Source organism: Shinella sp. HZN7, assembly GCF_001652565.1.
In the GTDB taxonomy this organism is placed as follows: Bacteria; Pseudomonadota; Alphaproteobacteria; order Rhizobiales; family Rhizobiaceae; genus Shinella; species Shinella granuli.
This window is the reverse complement of the sequence record NZ_CP015736.1, coordinates 1,201,589-1,224,840: the sequence shown is the minus strand read 5'-3', so window position 1 is coordinate 1,224,840 and position 23,252 is coordinate 1,201,589. Positions and strand designations below refer to the sequence as shown.

The 23,252-nt window shown below is 63.9% G+C and carries 19 protein-coding genes and 1 pseudogene; 7 read left to right on the top strand and 13 right to left on the bottom strand.

Annotated elements, in window-relative coordinates:
- The first annotated feature begins 418 nt into the window (after positions 1 to 418).
- Positions 419 to 928, top strand: a complete 510-nt coding sequence (locus tag shn_RS05855) for a ferritin-like domain-containing protein (protein WP_064329567.1) — start codon at positions 419 to 421, stop codon at positions 926 to 928.
- A gap of 208 nt (positions 929 to 1,136) precedes the next feature.
- Here the strand turns inward: shn_RS05855 and istB (shn_RS05850) are convergent, their stop codons facing one another.
- The 10 genes and pseudogenes from istB (shn_RS05850) to shn_RS05810 form a co-directional block, all read right to left on the bottom strand.
- Positions 1,137 to 1,871, bottom strand: a complete 735-nt coding sequence (gene istB / locus shn_RS05850) for an IS21-like element helper ATPase IstB (RefSeq protein WP_003501246.1) — start codon at positions 1,869 to 1,871, stop codon at positions 1,137 to 1,139.
- A pseudogene (gene istA / locus shn_RS05845) lies at positions 1,804 to 3,372 on the bottom strand (IS21 family transposase). The gene istB (shn_RS05850) and the pseudogene istA (shn_RS05845) overlap by 68 nt, the downstream one beginning before the upstream one ends.
- Before the next feature lie 75 nt (positions 3,373 to 3,447).
- The gene (locus tag shn_RS05840; protein WP_064329566.1) at positions 3,448 to 4,287 is read right to left on the bottom strand and encodes a DnaB-like helicase C-terminal domain-containing protein; all 840 of its coding nucleotides are present in this window, start codon (positions 4,285 to 4,287) and stop codon (positions 3,448 to 3,450) included.
- Positions 4,284 to 4,733 (bottom strand): hypothetical protein, encoded by a 450-nt coding sequence (locus tag shn_RS05835; RefSeq protein WP_064329565.1) that lies wholly within the window; start codon positions 4,731 to 4,733, stop codon positions 4,284 to 4,286. The genes shn_RS05840 and shn_RS05835 overlap by 4 nt, the downstream gene beginning before the upstream one ends.
- Positions 4,730 to 5,038, bottom strand: coding sequence for a hypothetical protein (locus tag shn_RS05830; protein WP_064329564.1), 309 nt, complete (start codon positions 5,036 to 5,038; stop codon positions 4,730 to 4,732). The genes shn_RS05835 and shn_RS05830 overlap by 4 nt, the downstream gene beginning before the upstream one ends.
- Positions 5,035 to 5,253, bottom strand: coding sequence for a hypothetical protein (locus shn_RS05825; RefSeq protein WP_064329563.1), 219 nt, complete (start codon positions 5,251 to 5,253; stop codon positions 5,035 to 5,037). The genes shn_RS05830 and shn_RS05825 overlap by 4 nt, the downstream gene beginning before the upstream one ends.
- 11 nt (positions 5,254 to 5,264) lie before the next feature.
- Positions 5,265 to 5,441: an AlpA family transcriptional regulator gene (locus shn_RS34910; RefSeq protein ID WP_084437816.1), complete on the bottom strand. Its 177-nt coding sequence runs from the start codon at positions 5,439 to 5,441 to the stop codon at positions 5,265 to 5,267.
- Between the two features lie 143 nt (positions 5,442 to 5,584).
- On the bottom strand, positions 5,585 to 6,343 hold the full coding sequence (istB, locus tag shn_RS05820) for an IS21-like element helper ATPase IstB (RefSeq protein WP_064328977.1): 759 nt from the start codon (positions 6,341 to 6,343) through the stop codon (positions 5,585 to 5,587).
- A complete protein-coding gene (istA, locus tag shn_RS05815; protein ID WP_084437716.1) occupies positions 6,340 to 7,794 on the bottom strand; it encodes an IS21 family transposase in 1,455 nt (484 codons plus the stop codon). The genes istB (shn_RS05820) and istA (shn_RS05815) overlap by 4 nt, the downstream gene beginning before the upstream one ends.
- A 120-nt stretch (positions 7,795 to 7,914) precedes the next feature.
- The gene (locus shn_RS05810; protein WP_064329562.1) at positions 7,915 to 8,847 is read right to left on the bottom strand and encodes an integrase arm-type DNA-binding domain-containing protein; all 933 of its coding nucleotides are present in this window, start codon (positions 8,845 to 8,847) and stop codon (positions 7,915 to 7,917) included.
- A gap of 433 nt (positions 8,848 to 9,280) precedes the next feature.
- Between shn_RS05810 and shn_RS05805 the strand changes: the two genes are divergently transcribed.
- The gene (locus tag shn_RS05805; protein ID WP_064329561.1) at positions 9,281 to 10,393 is read left to right on the top strand and encodes a calcium-binding protein; all 1,113 of its coding nucleotides are present in this window, start codon (positions 9,281 to 9,283) and stop codon (positions 10,391 to 10,393) included.
- A 185-nt stretch (positions 10,394 to 10,578) separates the two neighbouring features.
- On the opposite strand, the gene shn_RS05800 is transcribed toward shn_RS05805, so the two are convergent.
- Together shn_RS05800 and shn_RS05795 are read right to left on the bottom strand one after the other, a co-directional pair.
- A complete protein-coding gene (locus tag shn_RS05800) occupies positions 10,579 to 13,929 on the bottom strand; it encodes a caspase family protein (protein ID WP_064329560.1) in 3,351 nt (1,116 codons plus the stop codon).
- A gap of 98 nt (positions 13,930 to 14,027) precedes the next feature.
- Positions 14,028 to 15,149 carry a Gfo/Idh/MocA family protein gene (locus tag shn_RS05795; RefSeq protein ID WP_064329559.1) on the bottom strand — a complete coding sequence of 374 codons (1,122 nt, stop codon included), beginning with the start codon at positions 15,147 to 15,149 and terminating at the stop codon, positions 14,028 to 14,030.
- Positions 15,150 to 15,362: 213 nt separating this feature from the next.
- On the opposite strand from shn_RS05795, the gene shn_RS05790 reads away from it, so the two are divergent.
- The 5 genes from shn_RS05790 (at position 15,363) to iolB (ending at position 22,126) form a co-directional block, all read left to right on the top strand.
- Complete coding sequence (locus tag shn_RS05790) at positions 15,363 to 16,235, top strand: MurR/RpiR family transcriptional regulator (RefSeq protein ID WP_064329558.1); 873 nt, start codon at positions 15,363 to 15,365, stop codon at positions 16,233 to 16,235.
- A 106-nt stretch (positions 16,236 to 16,341) separates the two neighbouring features.
- Positions 16,342 to 18,270 (top strand): 5-dehydro-2-deoxygluconokinase, encoded by a 1,929-nt coding sequence (gene iolC / locus shn_RS05785; RefSeq protein ID WP_064329557.1) that lies wholly within the window; start codon positions 16,342 to 16,344, stop codon positions 18,268 to 18,270.
- Positions 18,271 to 18,351: 81 nt separating this feature from the next.
- Positions 18,352 to 20,202, top strand: coding sequence for a 3D-(3,5/4)-trihydroxycyclohexane-1,2-dione acylhydrolase (decyclizing) (iolD, locus tag shn_RS05780; RefSeq protein WP_064329556.1), 1,851 nt, complete (start codon positions 18,352 to 18,354; stop codon positions 20,200 to 20,202).
- Positions 20,203 to 20,380: 178 nt separating this feature from the next.
- Positions 20,381 to 21,298 (top strand): myo-inosose-2 dehydratase, encoded by a 918-nt coding sequence (gene iolE / locus shn_RS05775; RefSeq protein ID WP_064329555.1) that lies wholly within the window; start codon positions 20,381 to 20,383, stop codon positions 21,296 to 21,298.
- Positions 21,299 to 21,331: 33 nt separating this feature from the next.
- Entirely contained in the window at positions 21,332 to 22,126 is a 795-nt protein-coding gene (iolB, locus tag shn_RS05770) for a 5-deoxy-glucuronate isomerase (protein WP_064329554.1), read from the top strand.
- Positions 22,127 to 22,133: 7 nt separating this feature from the next.
- On the opposite strand, the gene shn_RS05765 is transcribed toward iolB, so the two are convergent.
- Positions 22,134 to 23,162 (bottom strand): PHB depolymerase family esterase, encoded by a 1,029-nt coding sequence (locus tag shn_RS05765; RefSeq protein ID WP_064329553.1) that lies wholly within the window; start codon positions 23,160 to 23,162, stop codon positions 22,134 to 22,136.
- Positions 23,163 to 23,252: the final 90 nt, after the last annotated feature.

Genomic DNA, 23,252 nt, shown 5'->3' with positions numbered 1-23,252 from the left:
GGGGCAACAAAAATTTGTAGCCGTGTTCGAGCGACCCTTCTCATCTGACAGCCTCGCCTTAACCTAGGCCGACACTGATGCTGGGCTGGATGTGCGGCTCTCAAGTCCCGTAGGCACCCTTATTCGGGTGTCTTGGAGCTTCAGAATTGATCCGTCTCCCCTCATCCTTGGGCGCCGGCTTCCCGCCACTTCCGGAAACACGCTCCGCGCTTCTGGTTTCAGTCGAGTTTGGTTGCTTGTGTTCCCTTGCTGCAGGGTGCGTACCGTCAGAGATGCTGCCGGGGTGTGGATCCTCGACCGAAGGCGTGGGCGAGACGGTTTCGGTCTTGTCGGGCTTTGACATCGTTGTTCTCCTTTCATCATGGGAACAATGCAGCGGCGCCATGGTTCCGCTCTCTTCACAAGAGGAGAAAAGCAAATGGCTACAAGCGCCCGAGATAATCTGATCGCATGGCTTCGAGACGCCCACGCAATGGAAGAGCAGGCCGAGACGATGCTGAACGCGCAGTTCGAACGGTTGGAAAATTATCCCGAGTTGAAAGCCCGGATCGGCAAGCATATCGATGAAACGAAGCAGCAAGCACTGCTACTCAAGGGGTGCCTGGACAGGTTAGGCGAAGGCAACTCGGCTTTCAAAGACGCCGCCGGCAAACTCACGGCAATGGCTCAGGGGATGGGGGGCGTTTTCGCCAGCGATGAAGTGGTCAAAGGCTCGCTTGCCAGTTACACCTTCGAACATATGGAAATCGCCAGCTACAGAATTCTGATTGCCACGGCCGAATACGTTGGCGATGAGGAGACGGCTACCGTCTGCCGTCGCATCCTCGATGAGGAGCTTGCAATGGCAAAATGGCTTGAGGAGAACATCGGCGCCGTGACGCTGCAGTTCCTGACGCGCGATGAAAGCGACGTCGCCGCGAAGCGGTGAGCCTGAGCGTGCTTCATTCCGTGGGCCCTGTAACGTCTCTGTTAAGGCGGTGCGATTTTTTTTGCTGTCAATCGGCATCGAAACGGGACCCCCTATCGGCTCCCAAAAGGGACCCCTGCCTCTGGTTGCATCGGGTCAGCGCGCGTAGGCCCGGAGCTCTCCATTTAGCGCAGGGGCCTGCGGGCGCGGGTTGTTTGTCTTTTCGGCTTTAGCTTTGAGAGCGGTTTTTGAAGCGCCAGGATTCGTTCCCGGTTTCCACGATCTCGCAATGGTGGGTTAGTCTGTCGAGCAGAGCGGCGGTCATTTTGGCGTCGCCGAATACGGCGGGCCACTCGCCGAACGCCAGGTTTGTCGTGACGATGATCGAGGTCCGCTCGTAGAGCCTGCTGATCAGATGGAAGAGGAGCTGGCCGCCGGCCTGAGCGAATGGGAGGTAGCCGAGTTCGTCCATGATGACGAAGTCGAGCCTGGTGATGAAGTCGGCCAGCCGCCCCTGCTTTCCGCTACGTGCCTCCGTCTCAAGCCGATTGACGAGGTCGACGACGTTGAAGAAGCGACCGCGTGCTCCGTTGCGGATCAGAGCACGAGCAAGGGCGATGGACAAGTGGGACTTCCCCGTGCCGGTTCCGCCGACCAGAACGATATTGTGCTGCTCGGCGAGGAAGGCTCCTGTCGCAAGCTGGCGCACGAGCCCTTCGTTGACCGGCGTGTCGGTGAAGTCGAAGTCGTCGATGTCCTTGGCCAGCGGCAGCTTGGCGACGGTGATCTGGTATTTGATGGAGCGTGCTTGCTTCTCGGCGATCTCCGACTGTAGCAGGTCACCCACGATGCGCGGCGGTTCGTGCTGCCGCTTGATGCCGGAGGCCATGATCTCGTCATAAGCGCTGCGCATGCCGAACAGCTTCAGCGTGCCCATCATGTCGAGGATTTGGGATCGTTCCATATCAGCTTGCCCTCCTGAGGCTGTCGTAACGCGCGCAATCGGCCAGAGGCTCGTGGGTCAGGCGAAGCGCATCGGGAATGGAAAGGATGGCGGCCGGCTGCGGATCACGCTTGCGGGCCAGGATGTTGATGATGACGGCAGCCGAGAACACGCCCTGATCGAGCGCCTCCTGGCAGGCCGCTTCGACGGCGGGGAGCCCGTCCAGGCCCACACATTCGAGGATCGACACCATCTGCCGGTCGCCGTCATGCATGGACTTCAGCCGGCGGCGCACCTTCTCCATGGCGGCGGGCAAAACCCAGTCGTGGAATGGCGCACCGTTGCGCAGTGCTCCCGGCTTGCGGGTCAGGACCGGCACGTAATGCCAGGGATTATAGATCGTCTCGCCACGGCCGAAGCAGCGATCGTGTTGGCCGATCTCCACGCCATCCTGCCGGATGACGATGCGATCTGCATAGGCATGTATCTCGGCCGGGCGGCCGACTGCCGTGGATAGCACCGAGTATTTGTTGTTGTCGAAACGCACGAGGCAGGTCTTGCCGATCGAGGCCTGCACCGCGTGGAAGCCGTCGAACTTGCCGGGATAGCCGACCAGGTGCGGCCGTTCCCCATCGAACACCTCCCAGATCGTGCGCTCCGTTTGATCGACATGCTTATGGGCGCGGGCATAGCTGATGCACTTGTCCAGCAACCAGCCATTCAGTTCATCGTAGGACTTGAAGCGCAGCCGTGGCGTGAAGAAGCGTTCCCGCACCAGGTTGACCTGGTTCTCGACCTGGCCCTTCTCCCACCCCGACGCCGGCGTGCAGGCCACCGGCTCGATCAGGTAATGGCTACACATCTGCAGGAAGCGGCGATTGTATTGTCGTTCCCTGCCGACGAAGACCGTCTCCACCGCCGTCTTCATGTTATCGTAGATGCCGCGCGTGCAGGCCCCGCCGAAGAACGCAAATGCCCGGTCATGGGCATCGAAGACCATCTCCTGCGTCTCGCGCGGATAGGCTCTCACATACATCATCCGGCTGTGGCAGAGCCGGACATGCGCCACCTTTACCGTCGTCGTCACGCCGTTCAGCACGACGATCTCGTGGCTCCAGTCAAACTGGTAAGCCTCGCCCGGCGCATAATAGAGCGGCACGTAGGCTTCCGCCGTAACCGAGCCGCGTTCCTTCGCCCAGGTTCGGGCGTAACGCCGGACGGTGTCGTAACCGCCCTCGTAGCCGAGGTCGCGCAAGTCCTCGAACAGCCGGATCAGTGTCAGCCGTTCGCGAGAGGATTTGGCCGCATTGGCGAGCAGCATTCCATCGAGCTGATCGCGCCAGGGGCCGAGCTTCGGCTGAGGTTGACGGGTCCGCTCGTACTTGAACTCCGTCTCATCGCTGCGCAGAACCTTCCGCACCACTTTCCGCGATACACCCAACTCCCGGCAGATCGCCTTGATCGTCTTGCCCTGCACACGGGAAAGCCGACGTATCTTCAGAATTGTCTCCACAACAAGCATCCAAATAAAAAGCCTCCAATGAAACCGGAGGCTGTTGTAACCCCATCGCAGATGGGGGTCCCGTTTGGACGCCGATCACCCCATTTGCGGGGTCCTTATTCCATGCCGAAACACACCATGTTCGTTGAAGGCAATGTCGGTCAGGGCACGCAAGGCCAAGGAGCGAGCTGCCATTTCCAGCGAGATAAACCCGACACCGGCACCGGCCTGCGCCGCCTGGATGGCGATGGAGAGGGCTACCGCCGTCTTGCCCATCGACGGGCGGGCGCCGATGATGGTCATCTCCCCCGCCTGTATTCCACCCGTGGCGCGGTTTACGTCGGCGAGGCCCCAGGTCGTGCCCGTGAGGCCGCCGCCCTGCTTCATCGCGTCGGACACTGCCGAGACAGCATTCTCTGAAGCTTCGCCGATGCTGAACAGGGTCTTGCGATGCTTGCCGCGCCGGAGAGCGGACGAAACTTCATCGAAGGCCTGGGTCGCAGTGCGGATGATATCCGCCGGACTGGTGCCCGGATCAGCCGCGGCGAGCAGCACGCGTTCGGCCTCGCGCCCCAACGAGAAGCGCGCCCACTGGTGCATCATGGCAGGAACGCTGTCCTTCAGGCCGGCGGCGCCGCGCACGGTGCCACCGACCAGGCGGGCGAGGTATTCCGGCACGGGAATGCCGAGCTGCTTTGCTACCCCCTCCATGTCGACGGTCGCGGCCAGCACGTTGCGAACGAGATCCAGGCGGATGGAGCGGTATTGGTCGGCCGCCTGCTTCATGCTGGCGAACAGTTCGCGGTGGAATGGCTCGATGAAGTGTCCCGGCTCCAAAGAGCCGGGTACATGTTTGACGTCACCGGAGAGGAGGAGCGCGCCAAGCACCTCTTGCTCCAGTTCAGGGATATAGCTGGCGTCGAGGGCGGTGCTCATTTTCCACCCCGCATGAATGGGCCGCCCTGATTGTGAAAGGCTTCGGCAAGCTGCACGATGGGCAGCGGCCAATGGTCAGCCATCATCTGGCCAGCAGCTACGCAGTACGCGGTTTCTGCCGGGCCGCCGCCCCATTCATCATCGGATTTCTGATAGTCGTGTAGTAGTTGATCGATTGCGCCGCAGAGGCCTTGCGCCATGGCGTGGCACATGATCGTCACGATTGAGCTACCGTTTTGAGCAGCTACTACGGGCCGATTATCCCGGTCGAAGTTTTGGCAATGCTCCAGCATCCGGCGCGCTGCATCTTCTGGCAAGAACGCCCCGGCCAAAGCCTCGACCTCGACCCAGAGGAAATCCGGTTCGCCGTGCGGCGGGGTAAAGAACCCCACCGGCCGGCCGTTGATTTCTTTGCTACCGATGTGGCGAGCTTTGATATTCTTCACGCTGCCACCGCCTTCCGACTGTCCGCAATGATGCGGACTTTGGAGAGGAGGCGATAACGACCGTGTTTGCCGGGGAACGGGCCGGCATGCTCTTCATATTCGGTATCGATGTCGAAGCCGAAGCCCCGCAACTTCCAGCAGTAGTGGGCAATTCGAGGAGCGGGCCGCTCGATCGATGTCAGGCCGCGGGAGCCGACTTCGATAAGCTGATCCAAAAGCCATGCATCCCTACCCACGACGGTGACGGGAAGGCTTTCGGAGCCGTCCGGAAGTGTGATGACTGCGCGCAAGGTGAGCTTTGTCATGCTGCCGTACCTCCAAGGCCGGAGAGCTGGCAGACGGTCAGGGCGTGGAAATACGACACGCCGAACCTACGCATGACGGAGTGGGCCGCCAGCATTTCAGATTGATTTTTGAGGGTGTTTTCGGTAAGGTCCAGATTGTCGATGCTGCTGTGAAACGCTTTGACATTCTGGACCCGGTTGGCGCCTGCTCGCGCCGCCGGGTTCGTCGTTTTCATGGTTGCCTCCGTTAAGCGGCAACCGGAAGATTCTTGAGGTAGGCCTCAAGCTCTTCCACGATAACGAGAGTGCGCGAACCGATTTTCCGCGGCTTCAGCGTGCCGTCCTTGAAAAGCTGATAGAGCTTTGTCCGACCGATGCCGCTCAGCGCTACGGCTTCAGGAAGAGTTACAGCGATTTTCGTCATGTGCGTTCATCTGTCAACGGCGGAGTAAAAACCGGCCACGGGGCGGAGCAAAAGTCGGCCACCTTGGCGCGCGCCTGAGACCGCCGGGAGGGCGTAGCCCGAGCGGGGGTCTCAGGCGCGCGCGGCGATTTTCAGAGAAGGCTTCAGCCGGCCTTTCGGGCGCGGCTTTGGGCGAGACGGTAGCTGTCGCCGTTCATCTCGAGGATGTTGACGTGGTGGGTGATGCGATCGAGCAGGGCGCCGGTCAGACGCTCGGATCCCAGGGTTTCGGTCCATTCGTCGAAAGGCAGATTGCTGGTGATCAGGGTGGCACCGCGCTCATAGCGTTGCGAGATCAGCTCGAACAGCAACTCCGCGCCGGTCTTTGATAGCGGGACGAAGCCCAGCTCGTCGATGATCAGTAGCTTGTAGGCCGCCATTTGCTTCTGGAAGCGGAGAAGACGCCGCTCATCACGCGCCTCCATCATCTCACTGACCAGGGCGGCGGCCGTGGTGAAGCCGACGGACAAGCCCTTCTGGCAGGCGGCCAGGCCGAGGCCGAGAGCCACATGCGTCTTGCCCGTGCCGCTGGGACCGAGAGCGATGACGTTCTCGCGCCGATCGATCCATTCGCAGCGCGCCAGTTCCAGCACCTGCATCTTGTTGAGCTTGGGGATGGCGGCGAAGTTGAAACTGTCGAGGCTTTTGACGACAGGGAATTTGGCCGCCTTGATCCGGCGTTCGACCTTGCGGCGATCCCGCTCGATCGTTTCCCGTTCGGCAAGCCGGAACAGGTAGCCGACGTGATCGACGCCCTCGGTTGCGCATAGCCGGGCCAGCTTCTGGTGCTCGCGCTGGAAGGTCGGCAGCTTCAGGGCCTTGAGATAGTGCGCGAGCAGGATCTCGGGTGCTTCAGTGCTCATGCCGCTTCTCCCGCATCAGGCGACAGGAGGCGCATATACGCCTTTGCCGAGGTCTTCTCGACCGTCGCCCGTGGCAGGTAAGGATAGATCGCCAAATCCAACCGCGGTGGCCGGCGCTCGACCCGGCACAGGATCAGATGCTTCACCGCATCGAAACCGATCGCGCCGAGTTGAATGGCCTGCTTAACGGCCGCATGCAGATCGGCGAGTTCGAAGCTTTCCAGCAGGCGCAGAACCTGCACGTATTCCCGCCGCCCATGCTTGGCCATGCGACCTTCCATCAGGCGACGCAGTGTGGCGAACTCTCCGGGCAGGTCCCAGCCTTGGAGAGGTGCAGCCTGATCCAGAGAATTGATCTTCTGCTCGATCAGCGGCAGGTAGTGGATAGGGTCGAAGACGACGTCTTCCCGATCCCAGCATCGCGGATGGCGAGCAATGATCTCGCCACGGCAGCCGATCACCACCTCGTCGACATAGCCCCGCACCCAGACGTCCTGATGACCGTAGGCGACAGGCACGGAATAGTCGTTGGTCTTGTAGCGTACCAGAGACTGGGCCGTTACGCTTGTGCTGGCCTGATCGCAGGCATCGAAGGGTGATGCCGGCAATGGACGCATGGCCGCCAAATCCCGCTGCAGGCGCTCGCCGATCGTCTCGCTCTCGCCGCGCAGCCTGTCGCGCTGGCGTTTGCGGCACTGCTCCTCCAGAAAGGCGTTGAACGCATCCCATGTCGCAAACTGCGGGATCGGCACCATGAAGTTGCGCCGGGCGTAGCCCACAAGGCCCTCGACATTCCCTTTGTCATTGCCCTTTCCGGGACGGCCATATCGATCGCGGATCAGGTAGTGGGACAGGAAGCCGCTGAACAACGCCGCCCGCTTGCGGGTGCCGTCGGGCAGGATCTTGGCAACAAGGCAGCGATCGTTGTCATAGACGATCGATTGCGGCACGCCCCCGAAGAAGGCGAATGCATGGATGTGACCGTCCACCCAGGCCTCGGCCACCGCCGCCGGATAGGCCCGAACATAGCAGCCATCACTATGCGGAAGATCCAGCACGAAGAAGCGGGCCTTCTGCTCTATACCACCGATCACCACCATCGCCTCGCCGAAATCGGCCTGCGCGTGGCCCGGCGGATGGGCAAGTGGCACGAACACTTCCTGCCGGCGCTGATCCCGCTCGCGCATGTAGTCCTTGATGATCGTGTAGCCGCCGGTGAACCCGCACTCGTCGCGCAGGCGGTCAAATACCCGCCTGGCGGTATGGCGCTGCTTGCGCGGCACCTTCAGGTCCTCGTCGAGCCAATGCTCGATCGTCGAAACAAACGCATCCAGCTTCGGGCGCCGGATCGGTGATCGCCGCTGGTAACCGGGTGGCGTCGAATACGACACCATCTTCGCCACGCTGTCGCGCGATATGTTGAAATGCTTCGCCGCCTGACGCTGCGTCATCCCTTCCGAAACAGCCAGACGAACCTTCAGATATAGTTCCACGGTGTAGATCCCCTGTCCCTCCTGCGATCATTGCAGAAGGAAGATAGGTGGCCGGATTTTACTCCGCCCGCAGCAGCATTATGCCGCCGCTACCGTGGCCGACTTTTGCACCGCCGCTCTCACATAGTCCCCGTGGCGCTGCTGATGGAGCTGACGAAGCATATCGATCGCGGCATCTGATAAGGGAACGCGGTGTTCCTTGCCCATCTTCATCCGCACGGCGGGGATAATCCACAATTTGGCGTCAAGGTCGAACTCTAACCATTCGGCCAAACGTACCTCCGCGGAGCGGTTGGCGCAGAGAATAAGCAATTCCAAGGCGCGTGCTGAAAGGCCTTCGGTCTCGCGTAAGGTCGCCATAAAAGATGGCAGGACAGCATATGGCATTGCACTATGGTGCCCGCGAGTGAGCCGTTTTCGGGATGGGAGGAGGAGCTTGAGATTGCCTCGCCAGGCGGCAGGATTTTCGCCGGAGCGCCAGCCACGAGCCTTTGCGAAGTCGAGCACGCGCTCAATGCGACCCCGCAGCCGCGAGGCAGTTTCAGCCTTTTCCGTCCATATCGGGGAAAGCACTTTTAGAACATGGTCGGTGCCAATAAGAGAAACCCGGAGCGAACGAATATCCTTGCAGTAGGCGTCCCCGAGCGTCATTTCCCATTGGTCCTGATGCTTTTCATTCCGCCAGCCGGATTTCATGGTTTCCAGGAACATCTCTGCGCACCGTGCAAAGGTCGGCTCTTCCTCCTTCGCCTTATCCGCGATGGGGTCTCCGCCCAGGGCAACGACTTCGCGAAACTTGGTTGCGGCGGCCCGTGCCGCGGCGAGGCCGATGGCCGGATACGCCCCTAAGCCCATTTCGCGCCGCTTGCCGTCGCGGGTCCACATAAATAGCCAGCTTTTTGAGCCACCCTTGGCGACATTGAGGTACAGCCCTCCGCCGTCACTATGCCGGCCGGCCTTCTTGATGTTCTTCGCCTTCACATCGTTGAGTATGTTGAGGGCCCTTGCCATCCTTCCCCACTTCCTTCCCCATTTTCATTCGCGGCTAGACGTGAACAAAAGTGAACGCCGCCGAACATGCCACGGCGCGGACCATAGGGGAATAAGGATTATTTTGAACGGGGATGAACAAGCGCGTATGCGAGTGTAGCGGACTTCTTCTCCGCCAGTTCCCCCACAGAAAGAAGACCTTGCGGCACGCGGCCGGCAAACGGCCTTTCGTGCTTTCGGATCTGCCTCGAAACCAGCGACTTTCCGGGAATGTGATTCTCCCGGGCGGCGGCCCGGCAGGTTTTCCGCTTTGGCCGCGCCGGCTTGCGGCTGCGGATTTTTTGGCAACCGGCCTCGAAAATGCCTTCTGTCTCCCCACTTTGTTCAACAGCGGTTCAGCTTGCCGGCGCTAGAAGTCGGACAACGGCACGTGGTTGCAGAAAGGAACGAGGACATGGCCTATGTATACAGAGGCACGAATGGAGACGATTACGTCGTCCAGAACTCTCGCACCGAGGTGGAAATCTACACCTATGGCGGCGATGACGAAATCGTTCTGAACCGGACCGACAGCCGGGGCGGCCTCAACTATGTGGAGGCCGGCAGCGGCAACGATCTCGTGCGCAACAGCTTCGAGGGCGGCAACGATATCTTCCTCGGCTCCGGCAACGACGTCTACAAGCACAGCGGCGCGGCCAGGGCCAGCGGCGAATATGACAAGGTCCACGGCGGCGACGGCAACGACCGGTTCGAAGTGAAGACCTATGCCAGCGACTATTGGGGCGACAGCGGCAACGACACCTTCTACTCCGTCGGCTACCGCAACGCGTTCAACGGCGGCTCCGGCACCGACACGGTCAACTATTCGCTGCAGGATTCCTCCAGCGAGAAAGGCCGCGGCATCTATGTCGACCTCGACAAGGGCTTCGCCAAGGCCGTCGACGGGCGCAACGAGAAGCTGACCAGCATCGAGAACGCCACGGGCACCGGCTCCAATGACACGCTGATCGGCACCGGCGGCAAGAACATCCTGCGCGGCGGCAACGGCAACGACCAACTGGAAGGCCTCGGCGGCAACGACAGGCTCTATGGCGGCGCCGGCAAGGATATCCTTTACGGCGACAACGGCAACGACGACCTTTACGGCGACAGCGGCAACGACAAGCTCTACGGCGGTTCGGGCAATGACGACCTTCTCGGCGGCGCGGGCAACGACCTCCTGGTCGGCGGCAGCGGCAACGATTTCCTCGTCGGCGGCTCCGGCGCCGATACGTTCCGCTTCACCCGCGTTTCCGACAGCAAGGTCGGCTCGCAGCGCGACGTGATCGACGACTTCAAGCCGGACAGCGAGGGCGACGTCATCGACCTCAGAGACATCGACGCCAATACGGGCCGAAGCGGCAACAACGCCTTCACCTTCATCGGCAAGGATGCCTTCTCCGGCACGGCGGGCGAACTGCGCTACTCCGGCACGATCATCTCCGGCGACGTGAATGGCGACGGCCGCGCCGATTTCGAGATTGACGCCGGCCTCACGCGCTACTATTCGAGCGACTTCCTGCTCTAAGCTCCGCCCCTGGCACAGGGGGCGCTCCCGAGCTTGTCATGCCGCACGCGCCAGCAACGCGTGCGGCATTTCTCTTTGCAGCGCCCGAATCATCGGCACTTCGGAAAGCCGTTCCTCAACGAAAACCGCCAGCGCCCTTTCGGACGCTGGCGGTTTTCTTTCCGGGTGCTGGGCCGGTGCTGTGTTTACGTGCGGGCGGCCAGGCGGTCGATCGCGTTCTGCGTCGAGGTGCCGAAGTCGCCGTCGATCGGGCCGCTGTAGTAGCCGCGATCCTTGAGGATCTGCTGGAACTCCTTGCGGAACTGCGGCGTGAAGTTCGCCGGCGAACCCTTGAGTTCCTGCAGCTTGCCCTGGTCGCCGCCCTCGACGCTGGCGGCGGCCCAGCGGGCGGCCTCCTTGGCGTTGGCGCGCGTGCCGAGACCCTGGTCGTAGAGGCGCGAGAGATTGCCCATGGCATAGGTGTTGCCGCCGTTGGCCGCCTTCTCGTACCAGTTGCGGGCCTCGGCATAGTCCTGCTTCACGCCGTTGCCGACGTCGTAGAGCCAGCCGAGCGAGGCCATCGAATAGTAGTCGTTGAAGCCCGCGGCCTTCTCGTACCACTTGCGCGCCTCGACATAGTCGACCGCGACGCCGAGGCCGGACTGGTAGGCATAGCCGACGGAGGACATGGCGTTGACGTCGCCGCCTTCCGCGCCCTTCAGGTACCAGTCGAGCGAGACATTGTAGTCGCGCGGCGTGCCGAGGCCTTCGCGGTAGAACCAGCCCATCGTGGCCTGCGCATTGGCATAGCCCTGCTCGGCGGCCTTGCGATACCACTTGATCGCCTCGTCATAGTCCTTGCGCGTGCCGTTGTAGCCTTCGCGGTAGAGCCAGCCGAGGGAGGCCTGGGCGTAGGGATTGCCGGCATTCGAGGCCTGCTCGAACATGCGCGTGCCCTTGGCCATGTCGACCGGGCCGTCCGTGCCGTAGATCGAGTACCAGGCAAGGTTGGTCAGCGCGTAGAGGTTCCCCTCGTCGGCGGCCTTCTGGTACAGCTCGCGCGCTTTCGGGAAGTTGCGCGCGGCGTCATGGGCGCGGCCCAGCATGTTGCGGATCGAGTTGTCCGTCGGATTGGCGTTGAGCGCCGCCTCGCAGACCGGGATCGCACGGCCGTAGTCGATCTGCGCGAAGAGCTTGCCGAGGAAGCCCGGGCGCAGGTTCGGTTCGCCGGCGAGCTCGTAGCACTGGTCGGTATCCGAGCCGCCGAGGGTCACCGTCGACTGGCTGTCGTCGGTGGTGGTGGTCGTGTTGGTGTTCGTCAGCGAGCTGCTCTCGTTGCGGCCGGTCGCCAGCTTGTCGATGGCGGCGAGCGTCGCCGGGCCGAATTCGCCGTCCGAGGAGCCGCTGTAATAGCCGCGCTCCTTCAGGAGGTTCTGCATCTCCTTGCGGAAGGCGACGGTGAAGTTGCCCGGATTGTCCTTGAGCTCCGTCAGCTTGTTGGCATCGCCGCTTTCGACGGAGGCGGCCGCCCAGCGGACGGCTTCCTTGGCGTCGGCCGGCGTGCCGAGGCCCTGGTCGTAAAGGCGCGACAGGTTGCCCATGGCATAGGCGCTGCCGGCATTGGCGGCCTTCTCGTACCAGTAGCGGGCTTCGACATAGTCCTGCTTCACGCCGTTGCCGACGTCATAGAGCCAGGCGAGCGAGGCCATCGAGTAGGAATCGCCGATATTGGCGGCCTTCTCGTACCAGACCTTGGCCTCCGTATAGCTCTGCGCCGTGCCGAGGCCGTTCTGGTAGGCCCAGCCGAGCGAGGACATGGCGTTGGCATCGCCGGCCTCCGCCGCCTTGCGGTACCAGTTGAGCGACTGGACGTAATCCTGCGAAACGCCGAGGCCTTCGCGGTAGAACCAGCCCATGGTCGCCATGGCATTGGCATAGCCCTGGTTGGCCGACTGCTGGTACCATTTCACCGCCTCGTTATAGTCCTGGCGGGTGCCGCCGTAGCCTTCGCGGTAGAGCCAGCCGAGCGAGGCCTGCGCATAGGAATTGCCGGCGATCGAGGCCTTCTCGAACATCGACAGGCCCTTGGCGACGTCGACCGGGCCATCCGTGCCGTAGACGGAGAACCAGGCAAGGTTCGTCATGGCGTACATGTTGCCGAGCTCGATCGCCTTCTCGTAGTTGCGGCGGGCTTCGACATAGTTGCGGTCGGCGTCGTGCGCGCGGCCGAGCAGGTTGACGAGCATGCCGTCGGACGGGTTCTCGTTGACGGCCTGCGCGCAGGCGGTGAGCGCCCGCTTGGCATCGATCTTCAGGAAGTTGACGCCCATGAAGCCGGGCAGCGACTGCGGCTCGCCGGCGAGCAGGAAGCAGTCGCGCGAGGCCGGCGTCTCCTTGCCGGCGACGTCGACGCTGAGGCCCTTCTTCGGCTCCAGCGCGGCGATGAGCTGTTCGGCATCGCTGCGGTGCTGGCTGTCCGGATAGCGCTCGATGAAGCGCTGGAGCGCGGCCGCGTCGGTCGAGCCCTTCAGGGCCTCCCATGCGATGCCGGCCGCGTCCTGGCCGTCGTTCTGGGTGGCCTCCTTGAGGCTGGCGAGCTTCTTTTCGGCCAGCATCTTGTAGACGGGATCCTTGCCGTGCTTGGCGATGAAGGCGGCGATCAGGTCCTCGTCGGCAAGGTCGCGGATGTTCTGCCAGTCGGCCGCCGCCTCGGACTGGCCGTTCGGCGAGACCTCCTGCGTGTTGCCGCTGTTGGTGACGTTGATGTTCACTTCCTTGATGTTCAGGAAGATCTGCGCGCCGCCGAGCGAACCATAGACGAAGGGCTCCTGCTCGCGGTTGGTGGCTTCCACCACCTCGTCGCGCACCTTGCCGAGCGCGATGCGCACGTCGAGGCCGGGTTCCGTCAGGTATTTGGAGAGTGCCGTCGCGAACGGGCTGTTCCTGCCCTCGCCGTCCAGCGCCACCGTGCCGGCCTTCGAGGCGAAGGCGATCAGCGTGTCGGCCGATTCGGGCTCGACGCGGGCAAGGCCGCGCGTGACGGCGCGGGTGCCGATCGACCGCGTCATCGAGGCGGCGAAGGGATTGTTGCGGCAGGCATCGAGGATGAAGAGCTTCAGTCTCTTGGCGCCTTCCAGCGAGCGCTGCACGCGGTCGATGGCGACGCTCTCGTCCTCGACGTCCCGGTCGCTCCTCAGCGCCGCGTCGACGGGGATCAGGTAGTTGATCCCGTTCATCTCCATGGCGTGGCCGGAATAGTAGACCACCGCCATTTCCGCATCCATCGAATCGTCCTCGAACTCGCGCAGCGCCTTCACCATGGCGGCGCGGTTGAGATCGTGGACGGTCCTGACGGAATCGAAGCCTGCATTTTCGAACGAGGCGCGCATCAGCTCGACGTCGTTCGCAGGGTTGTTGAGCTGGGCGGTCTCTTCGTATTTCTGGTTGCCTATCAGCAGTGCAACGCGTTTCGCCTCGGCGGCGCCCGCATTCAACACGACGACAGCAACCGAGACGAAGAGGACCGGCGCCCAGCGTCTCTGCAATTGCTTGATCATGCCCTTCCCTCCGGCATTATTGCCGAGAGTATTACGTATGGCCCCTGCCGTTTCAATGTGCGGGCGGCCGGATTTTTTTGGTCCGGCCGCCGAAAAAATCACGCGGCGGCGATCTCGACCCAGCGGCCTTCCCGAAAAGATTGCGCCATGGCATGAACGGACTTCTCGATGCGCAGGCCATGGTTGAAGTCGATGGAATGCGAGGCCATGCCCGATATGGCGGCGATCAGCTCGCGGCATTCGATGACCTTGAGATCGTTGAAGCCGAGGCCGTGGCCGGGGGCCGGGATGAACCGGTCGTAGGGCTTGTGGTGCGGGGCCGTCAGGATCGTGGAAAAGCCCTGCTCGCTCGCACGGCCGTCCACCGTATAGAGCTGGAACTCGTTCATGCGCTCCTGATCGAAGAGGATCGAGCCTTTCGAGCCGTAGACCTGCAGCGCGATGCGGCCCTTGCGGCCCCAGGCGGAACGGTTGGCCATCAGCACGCCGGAAATGCCGCCGGGAAGGCGCATCAGCACGCTGGCGATGTCGTGGTTCTCCACGGCGCGGCGGCCGCCCTCCTTCAGCGGGCGGTCGGCATAGGGCTTTGCCAGCGAGGCGATCACCGCCTCGACATGGCCGAACAGGCTCCACAGCAGCGAGAGCGGATGCACGGCGAAATCGTCGAGCGCACCGTAGCCGGAAGCGGCCTCGCTCTTCCAGTAGAACGGCGCTTCCGGATCGGCCATGAAATCCTCGTCCATCTCGACGCGGACATGGTTGACCGTGCCGATCGCGCCCTCGTCGATGAGGGAACGGATGTGCCGCATGACCGGGTTCTGGATATAGTTGTAGCCCATGACCGCGACCCTGCCGGAGGAACGCTGGGCGGCGAGCATGCGCTCGGCATCGGCCAGCGCCGGCGCCATCGGCTTTTCGCACCAGACGTGTTTTCCGGCTTCCAGCGCAGCGATCGCCATCTCGGCGTGGAACTGGTTCGGCGTCGTCACCGAGATCACGTCGACCTCGGGATCGGCGAGGAGATCACGCCAGTCGGCGGTCGATCTGGCAAAGCCGAATTCGCGGGCGCGGCTGGCGGCAAGCGCCGCATTGGCCTCGGCCAGATGCACGAGGCGCGGGCGTTCCACGTCGCCGAAGACCGCGCTGACATTGTTCCAGGCGAGCGCATGGCACTTGCCCATGTAGCCGGTACCGATCAGTCCTATTCCCAAGGCCTTCATGCCGTCTCCTCCATCTGCCGGGGTTGCCTTTCCACGCGAATGCGGCTGCAAAACCGCTACGCATTCGCGCCGGATTTGCTCTATACCTCGCCGCATGGGCGTCTTCGGCACCATGCATAGCGGGAAAGATTTGGAACGAAAACTATCTTTTCCGATAAAATAGAATATTTATTTCGTTTGTCGCAGAATGGCCGCACGAGGGAGGACAGAACCATGAACAGCACCGAAGCGGCCCTGGCACGCGTGCCCCGTGATTTCGACAGCCTGCGCAGCGTCATCATCGAGCGCAAGGTGAGCATGCCGAAGCGCCTGGCGCAGGTGGCGGCCTATGCGCTTTCCAATCCCGACGAGATGGCCTTCGGCACGGCGGCGAGCATCGCGACGGCGGCCGACGTGCAACCCTCCACGCTGGTGCGCCTTGCCCACCATCTCGGCTATGAAGGCTTTTCCGACCTGCAGAACGTTTTTCGCGCCCGGCTGCGCGATCGCACGCTCTCCTATGAGGAACGCCTGCTCTCCCTGGAGGCCGGGCCGGCGTCCAACAGCGACACGGAGCTGCTCTCCGGCTTCCTCACCGCCGCCAGCCAGTCCGTCGCGCGGCTTGCCAGCACCATCGACGGCGAGACCTTCTCCAGGTCCGTCGAGCTTCTGGCGCGGGCCGAGACGATCTATCTCGTCGCCAAGCGCCGCTCCTACCCGCTCACCGCGCACATGGCCTACGCCCTCGGCAAGCTCGGCATCCGCCACCAGATCATCGCCTCGCCGAACGGCATCGACGCCGAGATGGCACAGTTCGCCACCGGCAAGGATGCGGTGATCGCCGCCAGCTTCGCCCCCTATGCCGCCGAAAGCCTGGCGCAGGCGCAGGAACTGGCCGCCCGCGGCGTGCCGATCGTCGCCATCACCGACTCGGTCTTCTCGCCGCTGGCCGCCTCCGCCACCCACTGGTTCGAGGTTTCCGAGGCGGATTATGCCGGCTTCCGCTCGCTCTCGGCCTCCATGGCGCTCGCCATGGCGCTGCCGGTCGCCATTGCCGAAAAGCGGCGCAGCCTCAAGCGTTCCTCGAAGGGAAATGCTGTGGAATAGAAACGGAATGTATATTCCGAATTGACATAATTATGGAATTCATGTTTCATTTTCCGCACGGACCGCCGCACCCTGAATGACGGCGTCGCGAGACCGGGAGGAAGACATGCCGCACACTGACCAGGGCCAGGACAAGACGCTCGACGTCATCACGATCGGCCGTTCGTCCGTCGATCTCTACGGCCAGCAGCTCGGCACGCGCCTGGAGGACACCGCCTCCTTCGCCAAATCCGTCGGCGGCTGCCCGGCCAACATCGCCATCGGCACCGCCCGCCTCGGTCTCCGGTCCGCCCTCATCACCCGCGTCGGCGACGAGCAGATGGGCCGCTTCATCCGCGAGCAATGCGCCCGCGAAGGCGTGAATGTGGAGGGCATCAGGACCGACAAGGAGCGGCTGACGGCGCTCGTGCTGCTCGCCATCGAGGCCGAAGGCGTCTCGCCGATGATCTTCGTGCGCACCGACTGCGCCGACATGGCGCTCGACGAGGGCGACGTGGACGAGGCCTTCGTGCGCTCCTCCCGCGCCGTGCTGGTCTCCGGCACGCATTTTTCCCGCCCCAACACCGAGGCCGCCCAGCGCAAGGCGATCCGCATCGCCAAGGAGAGCGGCGGCAAGGTCATCTTCGACATCGACTACCGCCCGAACCTCTGGGGCCTTGCCGGCCATGCGGAAGGCTTCGAGCGCTATGTGAAATCCGACCGCGTCTCCGCCATCCTGAAATCCGTGCTGCCGGATTGCGACCTCATCGTCGGCACCGAGGAGGAGATCATGATCGCCTCGGGTGCCGACGACGTGCTCTCCTCGCTGAAGGCGATCCGCGCCGTCTCGTCGGCGACGATCGTGCTGAAGCGCGGCGCCATGGGCTGCATCGTCTATGACGGCCCGATCTCCGACGACCTGGAGGACGGCGTCGTCGGGCAGGGATTCCCGATCGAGGTCTACAACGTGCTCGGCGCGGGTGACGCCTTCATGTCGGGCTTCCTGCGCGGCTGGCTGAAGGGCGAGGATCACAGGACCTCCGCCACCTGGGCGAATGCCTGCGGCGCCTTCGCCGTCTCCCGCCTGCTCTGCTCGCCGGAATATCCGAGCTGGGACGAACTCGCCTTCTTCCTGGCGAACGGCAGCAAGCACCGGGCGCTGCGCAAGGACGAGGCGATCAACCACATCCACTGGGCGACCAACCGCAAGCAGGACGACATCCCGCTGCTGATGGCGCTTGCCTGCGACCACCGCATGCAGCTCGTCGACGTCGCCGACGAGCTGAAGGTGCCGCACGAGAAGATTTCCGAATTCAAGCGCCTGACCGTCAAGGCCGCCGCGCGGGTCGCGGACGGCCGCCCCGGCTATGGCATGCTGATCGACGAGCGCTTCGGCCGCGACGCCTTCTTCGACGCCGCGACGCAGAATTTCTCCTGGCTCGGCCGGCCGGTCGAGCTGCCGGGCTCCAGGCCGCTGCGCTTCGAGTTCAGCCAGGACATCGGCTCGCAGCTCGTCGAATGGCCGCTCGACCATTGCATCAAGTGCCTGTGCTTCTATCATCCCGACGATCCGGCCGCGCTCAAGACGGAGCAGCAGGAGAAGCTGCGCGCGCTCTTCGAAGCCGCGCGCCGCGTCGGACGCGAACTGTTGATCGAGATCATCGCGGGCAAGAACGGGCCGCTCAAGGATGATACGGTGTCGACGGCGCTGCAGGAGCTCTACGACCTCGGCATCAAGCCGGACTGGTGGAAGCTGGAGCCGCAGGCCTCCAGCGGCGCGTGGGAGAACATCGAGGCCGTCATCGCGAGGAACGACGCCTATTGCCGCGGCATCGTGCTGCTCGGCCTCGAAGCGCCGACCGAGGAGCTGGTGAAGGCCTTCGAGGCGACCAGGGTGGCGCCGGCCGTCAAGGGCTTTGCCGTCGGCCGCACGATCTTCGTTGACGCCGCCCGTGCCTGGATGGCCGGAAAGATGGACGACGAGGCGGCGATATCGGACATGGCCGGCCGCTTCCGCGCGCTGACCGACGCCTGGCTGCGGACGCGCGGCCTTTAAGGGACAGGGCAATCCCGCAAGACGTGAGGCGGTTCGCCCGGTCAGGGATTGCGGCAAGCAAGAGAATTCGGGAGGAAGACCATGGCAAAGACGATCCGGCTGACGATGGCGCAGGCCGTCGCGCATTTCCTGAAGGCGCAGATGACGGTCGAGAGCGGCAAGAAGGTGCCGATCTTCGCGGGCGTCTGGGGCATTTTCGGCCACGGCAACGTCGCCGGCATGGGCGAGGCGCTCTACCAGGTGCGCGAGGATCTGCCGACGCTGCGCGCCCACAACGAGCAGGGCATGGCGCATGCCGCCGTCGCCTTCGCCAAGGCGAGCTTCCGCCAGCGCTTCATGGCCTGCACGACCTCGATCGGCCCCGGCGCGCTGAACATGATCACCGCGGCGGGCGTCGCCCATGTCAACCGCCTGCCCGTGCTCTTCCTGCCCGGCGACGTCTTCGCCAACCGCATTCCCGACCCGGTCCTCCAGCAGATCGAAAATTTCGGCGACGGCACCGTCTCCGTCAACGACGCCTTCCGCTGCGTCTCGCGCTATTTCGACCGCATCACCCGGCCGGAGCAGATCATCCCCGCGCTGAAGCGCACCATGCAGGTGCTGACCGATCCGGTCGATTGCGGGCCGGTGACGCTCTCGCTCTGCCAGGACGTGCAGGCCGAAGCCTATGACTATCCGGCGAGCCTCTTCGAAGAGAAGGTCTGGACGCACCGCCGGCCGCGCCCGGACAGCGACGAGCTCGCCGCCGCCATCGCCACGCTGCGCAAGGCGGAAAAGCCGCTGATCATCGCCGGCGGCGGCGTGCTCTATTCGCAGGCGACCGCCGAGCTGAAGGCCTTTGCCGGCATGCACGGCATTCCGGTCGCCGTCACCCAGGCCGGCAAATCGGCGCTGCCGGACGACCATCCGCTCTGCATGGGCTCGATCGGCGTCACCGGCACCTCGGCCGCCAATGCGTTTGCCGAGGAGGCGGACGTCATCCTCGCCGTCGGCACCCGCATGCAGGACTTCACCACCGGCTCCTGGTCGCTCTTCAAAAATGACGCCGTGACGATGATCGGCCTCAACACCGCCGCCTTCGATGCCGCCAAGCACGACAGCCAGCCGCTCGTCGCCGATGCGCGCGAGGGCCTGACGCTGCTGTCCGAGGCGCTCGGCGGCTGGAAGGCGCCGGCCGCGGTGGAGGCGGCCGCAAAGTCCCGCAAGGACGAATGGATGGCCGCCGCCAACCGGGCGACCGCCGCCACCAACGCGGCCCTGCCCTCCGATGCGCAGGTCATCGGCGCGGTGCAGCGCGCGATCGGCGGCGACAATTCGGTTCTCGTCTGCGCCGCCGGCGGCCTGCCGGGCGAGTTGCACAAGCTGTGGCGGGCCAACAGGCCCGGCGGCTACCACATGGAATATGGCTTCTCCTGTATGGGCTACGAGATCGCCGGCGGCCTCGGCGTCAAGCTGGCGCGGCCGGAGGCCGATGTCGTCGTCATGGTCGGCGACGGCTCCTACATGATGATGAACTCCGAGCTGTCGACCTCCATCATGCTCGGCCAGAAGCTGACGATCGTCGTGCTCGACAACCGCGGCTACGGCTGCATCAACCGGCTGCAGATGGCGACCGGCGGCGCGAACTTCAACAACCTGCTGAAGGACTCGATGATCGAGACGATGCCGGACATCGACTTCAGGGCGCATGCCGAGAGCATGGGCGCGGTCGCGGTGAAGGTGTCGTCGATCGCCGACCTCGAAACCGCTATCGAGAGAAGCAAGGGCAACGACCGCACCTCTGTCATCGTCATCGACACGGACCCGCTGATCACCACGAAGGACGGCGGTCACTGGTGGGATGTCGCGGTTCCGGAAGTCAGCGCGCGCGACGAGGTCAACACGGCGCGCGAGGCCTATGTGAAGGCGCTCGAAGCCCAGCGGATCGGCTAGGATAGATAACGCCCTCTCCTCCTCTCCACCGTCATCCTCGGGCTTGACCCGAGGATCCATGCCACAGGCAGGACGGTGCGGATGCGTGGATCCTCGGGTCAAGCCCGAGGATGACGAAAGAGAGGGAAGAGATAATGACAATGCAAGGGAAGTCCCGCTTCCCGCCAAGGAGACGATAATGAAAGCCAAACTCGGCATGTCGCCCATCGCGTGGTGGAACGACGACCTTCCGGAACTCAGCGACGACGTATCCCTGGAAGAGTGCCTGCGGCAATCCCGCAGCGCCGGCTTCACCGGCATGGAGAAGGGCCGCCGCTTCCCCGAGGATCCCGCCGTCATGCTGCCCATCCTGCGCGCGGCCGACGTGACGCTGTGCGGCGGCTGGTTCTCCGGCACGCTGGTCGACGAGGAGCTTGCGGCCAACAAGGACCGCATCCTGCCGATGATCGAGCTGTTCAAGGCGGTCAACGCGCCCTGCATCGTCTATGGCGAAGTCGGCCGGTCCATCCAGGGCGACCGCTCCAGGCCGCTCGCCACCAAGCCACGCCTTTCCGACGACGAGATGAAGGCCTATGGCCGCCGCCTCACCGCATTCGGCGAATGGTGCGCCGACCAGGGCATGCCGCTGTCCTACCACCATCACATGGCCGCCGTCGTCGAGACCGAACCGGAGCTCGACGCCTTCATGAAGAATTCCGGCGAAGGCATTCCGCTGCTGCTCGATGCCGGCCATCTCGCCTTTGCCGGCGGCGACGTGCTGCGCGCCATCGACAACCACCACGCCCGCATCAACCATGTGCACGTCAAGGACATCCGCCGGTCCGTGGTCGACGGGCTCGACCGCACGAAACAGTCCTTCCTCGACGCCGTGGCGCTCGGCGCCTTCACCGTTCCGGGTGACGGCTCGCTCGATTTCGGCGCCATCGTGCAGCGTTTCGCCGATCATGGCTATGAAGGCTGGTTCGTCGTCGAGGCCGAGCAGGATCCGCGTGAAGCGCCGCCGCAGAAGATGGCCGAGGTCGGTCATGCGGAATTGATGCGCGTCATGACGGCGGCGGGCTATACCGTGGAGACGGAAGGGTTTCCGAAAGGATAATCCTCCCCCGATGCCGACTGAAAGGAAGAAGCCATGTCGACCCTCATCATCAAACCCGAAGGCAACCATGGCCGCGTCAGCCATGTGACACCCGAAAGCGCCGGCTGGACCTATGTCGGCTTCGACCTGCACCGCATGAAGCCGGGCGAGATCCTGGCGGCCGAGACGGGAAGCCGCGAGGTCTGCCTCGTGTGGATCTCCGGCAAGGGCAAGGCGACGGCGGCGGGCGAGGATTTCGGCATCCTCGGCGAGCGCATGAGCCCCTTCGACAGCGCCCCGCATGCGCTTTACATCCCGGCCGATTCCAACTGGTCGGTGACGGCGGAGACGGACCTGGAGCTCGCCGTCTGCTCGGCCCCGGGCGGCGGCGACTACAGGGCCAAGGCCATTCCGCCGGGCACGCATCCGAAGATCAGCCGCGGCAAGGGCTCGAATGTCCGGCATGTCCACAACATCATGCCGGAAGACGACAATTCGGCCCATTCGCTGCTCGTCGTGGAGGTGATCACGCCGAGCGGCAACACCTCGTCCTATCCCTCGCACAAGCACGACCAGGACAACCTGCCGCACGAAAGTTTCCTGGAGGAGACCTACTACCACCGTCTCAACCCGCCGCAGGGCTTCGCCTTCCAGCGCGTCTATACGGACGACCGTTCGCTCGACGTGGCGATGGCGGTGGAGGACGGCGACGTGACGCTGGTGCCGAAGGGCTACCATCCCTGCGCCACCATCCACGGCTACGATCTCTATTATCTCAACGTGATGGCCGGGCCGAAGCGCGTGTGGAAGTTCCACAACGCCAAGGAGCACGAGTGGCTGCTGGCGTGAGCGCCGGCTACCGCTTCCACCTGCGCGTCAGGCCCCAGGTCCTGGCGATCTCCAGCGTCGAGGAAAAGCCGGCCTCCAGCATGAAGGGCTCGACGGTGGCGGCGTAACCGCCGCCCTCGCCGCGCTCCACCGGCGTGCCGTGGCCCATGCCGTCGATTTCATGGAAGGTGACGAGGGGCTTGCCCTCCCTGTCCGGCCAGATGCGCGTGCGGCGGCCCTTCATGCGCTTTTCCACGAAGGCCTCCTGCGGCAGGCGATAGAGGTCGCGCCATTGCTCGACCAGGGCGAGGCCGTTCGACAGGGCGACGGTTTCATCCGCCGTGCCGTGCCAGATGGAGATGGCCGGCTTGCGCGAGATGCGCGGGGAGACGGTGCGCACCAGCTCGCTCCATTCGCGCGGGCTCTTCTCCGGCGCCTCGCCCATCGCGTCGAAGGCGCGGGTGGCGTCGCGCGCGGCGCCGAAGGGCAGGCCCGCGATGATCGCGCCGCCGGCAAAGAGCTCGGGATAGTTGGCAAGCATCGCCGCCGTCATCGCGCCGCCCGCCGAAAGGCCGGTGATGAAGACGCGCTCCGGATCGCTTGCCGCACGCTCGGCCGTATGGGCCACCATCTGGCGGATCGACATCAGTTCGCCCCGGTCGCGCGTCACCTCGCTCGGCCGGAACCAGGTGAAACAGCGCCGCGGATTGTTCGCCTCGCGCTGCTGGGCATAGACGACCGAAAAGCCGCGCTCTTCCGCCAGCGACGCCCAGCCGGCCCCACGATCATAGCTTTCGGCATCCTGCCGGCAGCCGTGCAGCACCAGAACGAGCGGCCGTCCTGCCGGAAGGTCCTCCGGAATATGCTCGAACATCAGAAGGCAGCCCGGATTGCTGCCGAAGCCGGCGACTTCGGCAAGCCTGGAGGCGCCGGCCGGGCGCCGCCGGGCGGTGGGCGCCTTGCGCTCCGGGTTGCGGTGAAACGGCCAGAACAGGTCACCCAGGCGCGCTTCGGTCGGCAGCAGCCGTTCGACCGATCGCTTGAAACGGTCCCGCATGCTTGGCCTCTCTTTCGTGGAATTGCTCATCGTCAGGTATTTGCTCATCCGGCACGGCAGGATCAAGGCGGAACGGGAAAAATGCGGGGG